The following is a 12,894-nucleotide window of genomic DNA, read 5'->3' as shown; positions in this document are numbered from 1 at the left end:
TCAGTCTCTTGTTATCAGGTCACCGGGGCCGGGTTGAACAGCACCAGTGCGTTATGCAGCTTCCATTTCTCCGCCCACGTGCGGCGTCCGCTGGCGACATCCAGCAACAGCTGGAACATCTCCCAGCCGACATCGGCGATCGAGGCCTCGCCGCTGGCGATACTGCCGGCGTTGATGTCCATCAGGTCATGCCAGCGCGCCGCCAGCTCGTTGCGGGTGGCGACTTTAATGACCGGCACTTCGGCCAGTCCATACGGCGTGCCACGGCCGGTGGTGAAGATATGCACGTTCATGCCGGCCGCCACTTGCAGCGTGCCGCAAATGAAATCGCTGGCCGGCGTGGCCGCGTAGATCAGGCCTTTCTGCGTCAGCTTCTCGCCCGGCGACAGCACGCCGGAAATCGGGCTGCTGCCGGATTTGACGATGGAGCCCATCGCCTTCTCGACGATGTTCGACAAGCCGCCCTTCTTGTTGCCGGGCGTGGTGTTGGCGCTGCGGTCCACGCCGCCGCGTTTCAGATAATTGTCGTACCACTCCATCTCGCGGATCATCGCCTGCGCCACTTCCGGCGTGGCCGCGCGTGACGTCAGCTGGTCGATCCCGTCGCGCACCTCGGTCACTTCGGAGAACATCACCGTGGCGCCGGCGCGCACCAGCAGGTCGGTGGCATAGCCCACGGCCGGATTGGCGGTCACGCCGGAGAAAGCGTCGCTGCCGCCACACTGCACGCCGACCACCAGCTCGGACGCTGGCACGGTCTCACGGCGGCGCTGGTCCAGCGCGGCCAGGTTGATCTCGGCCTGCTTCATGATCGAATCTATCATCGACATGAAGCCCACATGGGCCGCGTCCTGCAGGCACACAAGCGCCGGATCGGCGCCGCCGCCGTTCTGGATCGGGATCGAACCTTTGGGGAACAGGCGCGCCGGCTGCAGCTTCTCGCAACCGAGGCTGACCACCATCGCCTGCCCGCCGAAATTCGGATTCAAGCTGATATTGCGCAGCGTACGAATCGGCACCATCGCGCCCGGCGCGTCGATCGCCACGCCGCAGCCGTAGGTGTGCTCCAGTCCCACCACGTCGTCGACGTTGGGATACTTGGGTAGCAGTTCTTCCTTGATGCGCTTGACCGCGAACTCCACCACGCCGGCCACGCACTGCACCGTGGTGGTAATCGCCAGGATGTTGCGGGTGCCGACGCTGCCGTCGGGATTGCGGAAGCCTTCGAACGTATAGCCTTCCAGCGGCTCGGCCGGCGGCGGCAGGTTGGTGGAGATCGGCAGGTTGACCAGCTCGCGCGCGGGAGGCATCACCACCTGCGGCTCGGCGACCCAGCTGCCGGCGGCGATGTCGTGCGCGGCGTAGCCGATGGTGACGTTGTAGCGCCGCACCGGATCACCCTTGGCGATGGCGCTCAGCGCGACCTTGTGGCCCTGCGGGACAGCTTCCAACAACGCCAGGCCGTTGGCGAAGACCGCGCCGGCAGGCAGGCCGCCGTCGTTGACGACGATGGCGACGTTATCGTTGTCGTGCATGAGGATGTAGCGCGGCGTACCTGTGATCGTCGGTGTCGGCATGTGTATTCCTTGTCTTCCTTGTCTACCTGTTGCGGGCCCTGCGTCCCCGCGAACGTTGTATTTTGCGTTGTTTTTCGCGCTGTTTTGTGCACTGCAGAAGTGGTCAGGCCACTTCCAGGCTGGCCGGTCCAGCACGGTTTGTGGCCTTGGCACCACAGGCGGAAACGGCTTGTTTGCTGGGCTACAGCCCTGTAAACTCCCACTTCCCGCAGCTGCATGACGATTTTAGTATGACAGCTAAAAATTAATTTGGCTAGTCCACATTGCATATTTGGTCTGACCACCTTAGAATGGCCTGACCAGATGGCGATATTGACGCCACCCTACGAATACGAGACACAGATGCTGAAAAAGACTTCCGCCCCTGCCGATAGCACCGCCCACGAACCGCGCCTGTACCGCGTTGTGGCGGACCGCATCCAGGACCTGATACGCGAAGAGAAGATCGCCGGCGGCGAACGCCTGCCGTCGGAACGCGACCTGGCCACCAAGTTGAGTGTCAGCCGCGCCTCGCTGCGCGAAGCGCTGATCGCATTGGAACTGGGCGGCGTGATCGAAGTGCGCGGCGGCTCCGGCGTCTACGTCAGCGAAGCGCCGGAACCGTCGACCGCCGACTTGCCCGAAGCCGGCCCCGGTCCATTCGAAGTGCTGTCCGCGCGCCGCCTGATCGAATCCGAGATCGCCGCCATCGCCGCGCGCGTCGCCACCGACGGCGCCATCGACGCCATCCTCAAGGCGGTCGTCGCGATGGAACAGAACCACGCCAATTATTCAAGCAACGAGCAGGCCGACCGCGACTTCCACCTGGCCATCGCGCGCGCCACCGGCAACAGCGCGCTGGTCGGATCACTGAACTACCTGTGGGACCAGCGCGGCCGCCTGTGGCACAAACTGAAAGAACACTTCCAGACCGAGGAACTGCGCCAGGAAACGCTGAAGGATCACCGCCGTATCCTGGAGGCGATCGCCGCCCACGATCCGGCGGCAGCGCGCAAAGCCATGCGCGCCCACCTGGAACGCGTGACCCGTACTTTCTCGCGCGGATAAAGAAGTTGTAGCAAGCAGTAAGCAGTAGCGCAGGACCGGCCTCGATGCCGGTCCGCGAACAAAGCAATAAGTTATCGACCGTCTTGCGACCTCGGCCCGTGTCCACCACGACGGCCCTCGTCTCAACGGCACGGAGTACGCGAGGTGCTCCAATCACGTCCAGTGCTTTTCCCAGCACGGCGCATAACTTTATTCAAAAAGACTAAGGAGACACGCATGAACAAGTCCGATCACTCGGTCCAGAACCGTTCCGCCCAGCCTCGCCTGCTGCTGTCGGCCATCACCGTGGCCGTACTGACGCTGGCCAACCAGGCGTCCGCACAACAGAGCGGAGAAGCGGCAATGACCCGCGTCGAAGTGACCGGCTCCAGCATCAAGCGCCTGGCCACCGAGGCATCGCTGCCGGTCAGCACCGTCAAGGCCGAAGACTTCATCAAGCAAGGCATCACCACGCTGGCCGACGTCATGATGTCGCTGCCGCAGTCCGCATCGCTGGCGCCGTCCAACGCCGGTTCCGGCACCAACATCAACCTGCGCGGCCTGGGCGTGAACCGCACCCTGGTGCTGCTCAACGGCCGCCGCATGGCCAACGAGGCGATCGCCGACGGCTACGCCAACCTGGACGTGATTCCGATGAGCGCCTTGTCGCGCGTCGAGATCCTGCGCGACGGCGCCTCCTCGATCTACGGCTCCGACGCCATCGGCGGCGTGGTCAACTTCATCACCAAGACCTCCTTCGAAGGCCTGTCGCTGACCGGCCAGGAAGTCCAGCCGGAGAAGAACGGCGGCGGCGACGAGCAGCGCGCCAGCATCACCTGGGGCAAGGGCAACCTGGAACGCGACGGCTGGAGCATCTACGGCACCATCGACGCCCACCAGCGCACCCGCCTGGCCGCACGCGACCGCGCCGACCTGAGCTCCGCCGCCCTGCTGACCAGCATCGGCCGTCCGCCGACGCTGGGCACCGGCGGCAACGCCACCCCGGCCAACTTCACCACCGCCACCAACAAGACCGCGCAGAACCCGTACGCCGCAAGCGGCTGCCTGGCGCCCTACTCGATCGTCGGCCAGAAAGGCACCTGCGTCCTCGACGCCAACGAATACGGCACCGCGCTGTATGCCAACCAGCAGGTCACGTTCTACGCCCGCGCCGCCAAGAAGCTGAGCGAAGACCACACCATCAGCGTCGACTACTCGCGCGGCGAGGAGTTCATCCTCGGCACCAAGAATCCAACCAACGCGCTGGCCGTCAACGGCGTCAGCGCCACGCTGCCTTCGACCAGCAAATGGTACCCAGGTAAAAGCGGCGGTGTGCCTGCGGTTGCGGGCCTGAACAACGCACCGCTGACCCTGACCTGGGCCGTGGCCGACCTGGGCCTGGCCACCACCAAGGATGTGCAGCTGAACCAGCGCCTGTCCGTCATGGATGAAGGCACCCTGGCGGGCTGGGACTACAAGGCCGGCCTGGTGGTCGGCATTTCGCAGCGCGACAATTACTACCAATCCGGCTACGTCAAAGGCCAGGGCCTGCTGGACGGCTTGAAGAGCGGCGCGCTCAATCCGTTCGGCGTGCAGGACACCGCCGGCCAGGCCTACCTCGACACCATCAAGGTCGACGGCGCCAAGAACCGCACCTCCAAATCGACCTTCACCGGTGTCGACCTGACCGCCAGCCGCGCGCTGATGGAACTTCCAGGCGGCTCGCTGGCGCTGGCGCTGGGCGCGGACTTCCATCGCGACACCACCGAAGACACCAAGCTGCCGATCAGCGCCGATGTCACCTACGCCAGCGCCTCGCCATCGCACGGCGAAGGTTCGCGCAACGTCGCCGCGCTGTTCGCCGAGCTGAATGTGCCGATCACCCAAAAGCTGGAACTGAACGTCGCCGTACGTGACGACCATTTCAGCGATTTCGGTAACACCATCAATCCGAAGATCAGCTTCCGCTACGAGCCAACCAAGCAGCTGATGTTCCGCGGCTCGGCCAACACCGGCTTCCGCGCGCCGACGCTGTTCGACCGCTACGGCTACCGCCTGCCCGGCGCCACCGGCCTGACCGCCGCCAAGTGGGACGATCCGGTCCTCTGCCCAGGCGGCAAGCCTGGCGTGGCCGGCACCGGCACCGCGCTGCCAGGCCTGGTCGCATCGACCGTCTGCAACACCACGCTGCCTAAGCAGACCGGCTCCAATGCCTCGCTGGTGCCGGAAAAATCGAAGGGCTTCACGCTGGGTACCGTGTTCGAGCCGACCAAATCGGCGATGGTCTCGATCGACTACTGGAACATCAAGATGACCGACATGCTGGCCAACTTGCCGGAGCAAGTCTACTTCCTCGATCCGGTCAAGTACGCATCGTTCTTCGTGCGTAACGCCGACGGCACCATCAACTACATCAAGAACACCACGATGAACCTGGGCGGCCAGAAGGCGGCCGGTATCGACATCTCGGGTTCGTATGCCTTCCCGCGCACTTCGTACGGCGACTTCAAGGTTTCGATCGACGGCACCTACCTGACCCAGTTCGACAACCAGCTCGATAGCGGCAGCCCTTACGTGTCGAACATCGGCCAGTTCGGCCTGGCCAGCAACGGCACCACCAGCAGCCTGCCTATCATCACCTTCCGCTGGAAGCACACGCTGAAGCTGAACTGGGCCGCCGGCAACTGGAACACCCAGCTGACCCAGAACTACAACTCCAAGTACACCGACCAGAACCTGGTGGCGCAGCAGTACTGGCGCAACATCAACTCGTACAAGGTTTGGAACTGGACCACGACCTACAACGGCTTCAAGAACATCCAGGTTACCGCCGGCGTCAACAACCTGTTCAACGTGAATCCGCCGGTGACCAACAGCAGCCTGTATAGCTTCGGTTACCTGAGCAGCGCCGCCAGCCCGATCGGCCGCGCCTACAACGTCCGCGCCACCTACACCTTCTGATGAGAACACAGATGCATAAAGACGAACAGAAAGGCGGTGGCCTCGGCCGCCGCCGCTTCCTGCAAGCCTTGTCGGCGGCCGGCCTGGCCGGTGGCGCCGGTCCGGCGGCGCTGGCCGCCAGCACCAAGGCGGCCGATCCGTGGAAGGAAGCGCAAGCCATCATCGACCGCTTCAAGAAGCCGTTGAAATTCCGCGCCGAAGATTTCGTGGTGACGGCCTTCGGCGCCGCCACCTGCGTAACCAAGCCGGTGACGGCATGGACTTCGTTCACCGAATCGGACACGCTGCAAACTCCGGTGGCCGGTTCGCACGACTGCTACCCGGCGATTGCAGCGGCCATCGAGGCCTGCCACAAGGCCGGCGGCGGCCGCGTGGTCATCCCGGCCGGGAACTGGCTGTGCGCCGGGCCTATCGTGCTGCTGTCGAACGTGAACGTGCACCTGAAGGCCGGCGCCCACGTCTACTTCAGCAACAACCCGGCCGACTACGCCAAGTACGGCGCCTACGATTGCGGCAAGAACGGCAAGCTGTCGATCACGCGCTGGGAAGGCAACGACCTGCTGAACTACTCGTCGATGGTGTACGCGCACGGCCAGGACAACATCGCCCTCACCGGCGAGGACAACACCGCCATCCTGGACGGCCAGGCCGGTGTGGCCTTCGACGGAGATCCGGATTGCTGGTGGTCGTGGAAGGGCCGCGAGAAACCGAATTGGGCCGGCGACATCGCCGCCGGTGCTGGCAACTACGTCAAGCACACCAAGGGCAAGACCGAAGTGCACGTGAACCCGGCCAACCCAACCTCGCTGCGCGAGATCGCGCCGCACCTGAGCGAAGCGGAAGCCCTGTTCATCCAGGGTCCGAACGACAAGTGGCGCACCGACTCCTACTATCTGCGTTCGCTGGCGGAAGCCCGCGTGCCGGTAGAGAAGCGCATCTTCGGAGTCGGCCACTACCTGCGGCCGCACATGGTGCAGTTCATCAGCTGCACCAACGTGCTGTTCGAGGGCTACCAGACCACCAACACGCCGTTCTGGCAGCACAATCCAGTCAACTGCCACAACATGCACGTGAAGCGTATCTATGCCAACAGCATGGGGCCGAACAGCGACGGCTTCGATCCGGAGTCGTGCACCAATGTGCTGATCGAGGACTGCCACTTCAACACCGGCGACGATTGCATCGCCATCGATTCGGGCAAGGGACCGGACATCCAGTTCGGCCCCGCCAAGAACATCGTGATCCAGAACTGCAAGATGCAGAGCGGCCATGGCGCGCTGACGCTGGGCAGCATCATGTCCGGCGGGATCGAGAACATCTATGCGCAGAACCTGGTGTTCGAGAACAGCAACTGGAAAACCGATCCGCTGAACATCGCGATCCGCCTCAAGACCAATATGAGCCGCGGCGGCTACCTGCGCAATATGCACGTCCGTAACGTGCATATCCCGAACGGCATCCGCACCACGCCGGCATTCTATTCGACGCTGCCGGGTTCGCTGATCCCGACCAAATCGGTGGCGACGTCGGCGGGCGGCATCATCACCATCGACTGCGGCTACGATCCGATCAACGACAACGTGCGTATCCGTCCGCCGAGCGTCAGCCATGTGCGGATCTCTAACGTCACCTGCGCCAACGTCGAGACCAAGGCCGGCAGCTACTCCTGCTACCAGGCGATTGTGATCCTGGGGCCGGTGGCGTCGGACTACAACGGTCCAGGCAAGCCGGTGGTGCTGCCGGTGTCCGATATCGAAGTCAGCGACTGCGATCTGGGCACGCCGGTCAACGCCGACAAGCCTATGTATCTGTACAACGTCAAGGGACTGAAACTGAAGAACGTCAAGATCGGCGGCAAGGCCGTCAATCAAAGCTTCTCCGCCTGAGTCCAGGCGCCGGACCGCAACGCGGCCGGCGCCTTTTTTTTCGGATACCCCCATGAATTTCCAGAGTCTCTCCTTTGCCGCCGCCCTGATGCTGGCGAGCGCCGTGCCGCACGCCGCCGAAACAGCCACAAAACCAATCCGCGTCATCCTGGTCGGCGATTCGACGATGGCCAACAGCAGCGGCTACGGCGACGCTTTCTGCGCGCGCATCAACCGCGCCAACACCTGCCTCAATCTGGCCAAGGGCGGTCGCAGCTCCGGCAGCTTCCGCGCCGAAGGCCGCTGGGACGAAGTGGAGGGCCTGCTGCGCGGAGCCGCAGCCTACCGCGCCACCTATGTGCTGATCCAGTTCGGCCACAACGACCAGCCGGGCAAGCCTGGCCGCTCGACCGACCTGAAAACCGAATTCCCCGTCAACATGATGCGCTACGTGCAGGAGGTGAAGGCGCTGGGCGGCACCCCGGTGCTGGTCACGCCGCTGACGCGCCGCAGCTTCACCGACAAAGTCCTGGAAAACAACCTGCTGCCGTGGGCCGACGTGATCCGCGCCACCGCCACCGCGCAGCACGTCGCGCTGCTGGACCTGAACGCCGACAGCTACGCCGCCGTGCAGGCGATGGGCGAAGACGAAGCCGATACCCTGGCCGTGGCGCCACGCCCCGAGAAGATCACCGAGGCCGCACTGGCGGCCGGCAAGGTGGAAGTGGCGGGCGCCGCCAAATCCGCCTTCGACCGTACCCACGTCGGCGCCAAAGGCGCGGCCTACTTCTCCCGCATGGTGATGGAAGAGATGAAGCGCGCCTTGCCGGAGACGGCCGGCCAGTTCAAGCCTGAGAGCGAGCAATGACGAAAACGCTGTCGCCCGCCGGTATCGCCTTTCTGCTGGCTGCTTCCGGCGTCGGCGCCGCCCACGCCCAGGACATGCGCAAGGTCGTCGAACCTGTAGCGCCCGCGTCCTGCGCGGTGTTGACGGCCACCGGCGACGCGCTAGGCAAAGACGATACCGCCCGCATCCAGCACGCCATCGACCAATGCGCTCCCGGCCAGGCGGTACGGCTGTCCGCGCAAAACGAGAAACGCGGCTTCGTCTCCGGCCCGCTCATACTGCGCAGCGGCGTCAGCCTGCTGGTCGATGCGGCGACCACGCTGTACGCCAGCACCAATCCAAAACTGTTCGACCGCGGCGCCGGCACCTGCGGCACCGTCGACAAGCTGGGTAAAGGCTGCAAACCCTTCATCACGGCCGACAAGACCAAGGGCAGCGGCATCTTCGGCGAAGGCGCCATCGACGGCCAGGGCGGCCACGTGGTCGACGGCGCCAGCGAATCCTGGTGGCAAATGGCCCGCCGCGCGCAGAAGGAAGACGCACGCCAGAACGTGCCACGCCTGATCGAAATCACCGGATCGCAGGACTTCACGCTGCACAAGATCACGCTGCGCAATTCGCCCAACTTCCACGTCACGCTGAATAACGTGGACGGCTTCACCGCATGGGGCATGCGCATCGACACGCCTGCGACCGCGCGCAACACCGACGGCATCGATCCCATCTCGTCGCGCAACATCACCATCGCCTACAGCCATATCCGCACCGGCGACGACAACGTCGCCATCAAGGCCGGCAACAACGGACCGACGGAGAACATCTCCATCCTGCACAACCACTTCTACAGCGGCCACGGCATGTCTATCGGCAGCGAGACCAATGGCGGCGTGCGGCGCGTGCTGGTCGATGACCTGAGCATGGACGGCACCACCTCCGGCCTGCGCATCAAAAGCGACATCTCGCGTGGCGGCGTGGTGGACCAGATCAGCTACCGGAACGTCTGCCTGCGGGACGTCAACGCGCCGATAGACATCAGCACCCGCTACAACCCGCGCGCGGAAGGCACGCAGGTGCCGGTCTACACCAACATCGCCTTCGACGGCGTGCACAGCGTGACGCCGGGCCGCGTCATCATGCAAGGCTACGACGCGCAGCACCCGCTGCAGGTGACGCTCCGCGACGTCGGCATCGCCGGCAAGGAGGACAGGAAGATCGAATTCGCCAGACTCACCGGCGAGTTCACCGCCATGCCAGCAACCGCCTGCGCCGACCGTTTCGCGGCCTTCCCTGCTGCCTTCTCTGGCGCCTTCCCCGCCGCCACAGCGGCGGTACCCCGCCCGCAACTCAGCATCGAGCAAGCCAGGCAATACGCGTACAGCGAGGTACTGAAATACGTCGGCGCCGCCGGCAGCGAAACCATCGATCCGTGGGACCCGCTATCCGATCCGTTGGCAAAAGGCACAACCTTCACGCCCGACTACATCGTCGACAAATCCGCACAAGCTGACGGCATCAGGTTATTCAACACCGTGCAGGAAGCCGTCAGCCGCGCGGTGGCCGACAGCAAGGCCCATCCTGCCAAACGCCTTTACCTGCTGCTCAAACCGGGCACCTATCAGGAGCTGGTCTACATCCCCGCGTCCGCCGCGCCGATCACCATGTACGGCGAAGGCAAGGATGCCGGCGCCACCAAAATCACGGCCCGGCTGGACGCATCCAACACCGGCGCCGACTACGCCACACAATACGATGCGCAATTCGCCAAGGCCGCTCTGGCGGTCCAGGCTATGTACGCGACCATCAAGGACCGAGCCCAGATCGGCACCTTCGGCACCGCCACCGTCTGGGTGCAGAACAATGGCTTCCAGGCTCGCAACCTGACGTTCGAAAACGCCTACAACAAAGACACCGGCAATGCCCGCGCCGAGGCGCTCCCCAACGTCAACAACATCCATCATCAAGCGCTGGCGCTACAAGTGGATGGCGCCGACAAGGCGCAATTCGAAAACATCCGCCTGATCGGTTTCCAGGACACGCTGTACCTGAAGGCCCCGCAGGTAGCCCACACCTCGCGCAGCTTCTTCAACAAGTCCTACATCGAAGGCGATGTCGATTTCATCTTCGGCGACAGCACCGCCTACTTCCACCAGACCGAGATCAAATCGCTGGGCGACCGTGGCCTGTCCTACGCAGCCGCGCCGGATACCCACGTCAGAACCAGGTACGGCTTCGTCTTCGACAACTGCCGCTTCACGCGCGATGCATCGTCCAACGCCAACGCGTTCTACCTGTTGCGCCAATGGTTCCACAACTCGCGCTGCACGCCCTACGACAAAGTCGCCGTCGATGGCTATGCCTGCACCTTCGGCCCCGCCAACGGCTATCAGGCGCCGAAAGGCACCATCGCCCGGAACTCGCTGGAAGCGGTCGGAAAAATGGTCGTCATGAATTCGCGCATCGGCCCGCACATCAACCGCGCATCGCCATGGTCGGACTGGAACAAGAAAGGCACGCTGGCCTACCGCCCGGCCCAATACAACTCCGACGACCATTGGAACAACCTGATTAAAGCCGGCATCGATCCCGTCAAGGATCTCGGCTACACCGCAAAGCCATCGCCGGCGGAAGTCTTCCTCGGTGAGTTCAACAATTCGGATGAATAAGGAATACCGCATGACTATCAACACCCAGCGCCGCAGCCTGATGAAAGCCCTGCCGGCCGCCGCCGGCCTGTCGCTCGGCATGCCTGCCCGCGCCGCCACCGCGCCCGATCCGTGGCTGCAAGCGCAAGCCATCATCGACCGCGTCTCGCGGCCGCTCACCTTCCGCAAGCAGGACTTCGTCATCACCGCCTACGGCGCGCAGACCTGCAGGATGGTCAAGGTCAAAGCCTGGATCTCGTTCGAGGAACAGGACACCGTCGATACCCCGGCCGCCGGATCGAGCGACTGCTACGCCGCCATCAAGGCCGCGATCAAGGCCTGCCACGAAGCTGGCGGCGGCCGCGTGCTGGTCCCGGCAGGGAACTGGTACTGCGCCGGCCCGATTGTGTTGCTGTCGAACGTGAACCTGCACCTGAACGCCGGCGCGCAGATCTACTTCAGCAACAACCCGGCCGACTACGCCAAGTACGGCGACATCGATTGCGGCAAACACGGCAAGCTGTCGATCTCGCGCTGGCAGAGCAACGACTGCCTGAACTTCTCGTCGATGATCTACGCCTACGGCCAGGACAACATCGCCCTGACCGGCGACGACTGGACCAGCACCCTGAACGGCCAGGGCGGCGTGCCGTTCAACGAACAGGGCGACTGCTGGTGGACCTGGAAAGGCAAACTCAAAACGCTGAACGCGGTGGCGCAAGGCTCAACGCCCAATTTCACCAAGGGGAAGATGTCGGAGAATACCGAGAATCCCTTGAACGCGGAATCGCTGTCCACCATCGCGCCACAACTGACCGAAGCGGAACGCCAGCTGATACAAGGCGAAGGCGCCCGCTGGCGCGCGGATGCGCAATACCTGCCGGCGCTGTCGGAAGCGGGCGTGCCGCTGTCGCGGCGCGTGTTCGGCCTGGGCCATTTCCTGCGGCCGCCGATGATACAGCTGATCGGCTGCACCAACGTGCTGCTGGAGGGTTACCACGTCACGCACACGCCGTTCTGGCAGCACCACCCTGTCCACTGCCGCAACATCGTCATCCGCAAGGTGCACTGCGAAAGCCTGGGTCCCAACAGCGACGGCTTCGATCCGGAAGCGTGCGACCACGTGCTGATCGACGGCTGCACCTTCGACACCGGCGACGACTGCATCGCCATCAAGGCCGGCAAGGATCTCGATACGCAGTATGGTCCGTCGCAGAATATCGTGATTCAGAACTGCACCATGCAGAGCGGCCACGGCGCCGTCACGCTGGGTAGCGAGATGGCGGGCGGCATCCAGAACGTCTTCGCGCAGAAGCTGGTTTTCCAGAACATCAACTGGGCCACCAATCCTTTGAACACGGCGATCCGCCTGAAGACCAACCTCAATCGCGGCGGCTACCTGCGCAACTTCCATGTGCGCGATGTCTCGATACCGAACGGCGTGCAGACCAGCCCTTCGTTCTACGCATCGCTGCCCGGATCGCCGATTCAATCGAAGACCGTCGCCACCGCGGCCGGCGCCATTGTCACCTTCGATTGCGACTACACGCCACTCAGCGACAACGTCCGCACGCGGCCGCCGGTGGTCAGCAACGTCCACATCTCCAACGTCAAAGTCGGCAACGTCAAGACCAAGGATGGCAAGGTGGTGTCGTGCTACCAGGCCATCGTGATCCTCGGCCCGGTGGCGTCGGACTATAACGGCCCGCAGCCGATGCCGGCCGTCGTTCCCGTCACCGACGTCACCATCACCGACTGCGACTTCGGCCTGCCCGCCAACATGGCGCAGCCCTGGTACCTCTACAACGTGCAGGGCCTGACGCTGAAGAACGTCACCATCGGCGGCAAGGTCCATAACACGACGCTGTCCGCCTGAGATTCAATCGTGTCATTACAAATTCGTAATTATTAATTTATTGACCACGTATAGGGCAAAAAATAGAATGGGTTCACCGCGATAACCGCATCGAGGAAAC

General features: G+C 63.7%; 8 protein-coding genes. 6 read left to right on the top strand and 2 right to left on the bottom strand.

Features of this window, described 5'->3' with window-relative positions:
- Positions 1-14: 14 nt before the first annotated feature.
- Both garD and V6M89_RS30395 read right to left on the bottom strand, forming a co-directional pair.
- Positions 15-1,577, bottom strand: a complete 1,563-nt coding sequence (gene garD, locus V6M89_RS00465; protein ID WP_332851310.1) for a galactarate dehydratase — start codon at positions 1,575-1,577, stop codon at positions 15-17.
- A 181-nt stretch (positions 1,578-1,758) separates the two neighbouring features.
- Positions 1,759-1,809, bottom strand: a complete 51-nt coding sequence (locus tag V6M89_RS30395) for a hypothetical protein (RefSeq protein WP_442881942.1) — start codon at positions 1,807-1,809, stop codon at positions 1,759-1,761.
- A gap of 71 nt (positions 1,810-1,880) precedes the next feature.
- Between V6M89_RS30395 and V6M89_RS00460 the strand changes: the two genes are divergently transcribed.
- The 6 genes from V6M89_RS00460 (at position 1,881) to V6M89_RS00435 (ending at position 12,794) form a co-directional block, all read left to right on the top strand.
- Entirely contained in the window at positions 1,881-2,624 is a 744-nt protein-coding gene (locus tag V6M89_RS00460; RefSeq protein ID WP_332851309.1) for a FadR/GntR family transcriptional regulator, read from the top strand.
- A 216-nt stretch (positions 2,625-2,840) separates the two neighbouring features.
- Positions 2,841-5,564 (top strand): TonB-dependent receptor, encoded by a 2,724-nt coding sequence (locus V6M89_RS00455; RefSeq protein WP_332851308.1) that lies wholly within the window; start codon positions 2,841-2,843, stop codon positions 5,562-5,564.
- Between the two features lie 11 nt (positions 5,565-5,575).
- Positions 5,576-7,450: a glycoside hydrolase family 28 protein gene (locus tag V6M89_RS00450; protein WP_332851307.1), complete on the top strand. Its 1,875-nt coding sequence runs from the start codon at positions 5,576-5,578 to the stop codon at positions 7,448-7,450.
- Positions 7,451-7,502: 52 nt separating this feature from the next.
- Positions 7,503-8,297 carry a rhamnogalacturonan acetylesterase gene (locus V6M89_RS00445; protein WP_332851306.1) on the top strand — a complete coding sequence of 265 codons (795 nt, stop codon included), beginning with the start codon at positions 7,503-7,505 and terminating at the stop codon, positions 8,295-8,297.
- Positions 8,294-10,939: a pectinesterase family protein gene (locus V6M89_RS00440; protein ID WP_332851305.1), complete on the top strand. Its 2,646-nt coding sequence runs from the start codon at positions 8,294-8,296 to the stop codon at positions 10,937-10,939. The genes V6M89_RS00445 and V6M89_RS00440 overlap by 4 nt, the downstream gene beginning before the upstream one ends.
- The gene (locus tag V6M89_RS00435) at positions 10,932-12,794 is read left to right on the top strand and encodes a glycoside hydrolase family 28 protein (protein WP_442881939.1); all 1,863 of its coding nucleotides are present in this window, start codon (positions 10,932-10,934) and stop codon (positions 12,792-12,794) included. Before V6M89_RS00440 ends, V6M89_RS00435 begins: the two co-directional genes overlap by 8 nt.
- Positions 12,795-12,894: the final 100 nt, after the last annotated feature.

It is taken from the genome of Duganella sp. S19_KUP01_CR8, from assembly GCF_036688705.1.
Taxonomy (GTDB): Bacteria; Pseudomonadota; Gammaproteobacteria; order Burkholderiales; family Burkholderiaceae_D; genus Rugamonas.
The sequence above is the reverse complement of the archived record's forward strand: the minus strand, read 5'-3'. Positions and strand labels throughout refer to the sequence as shown.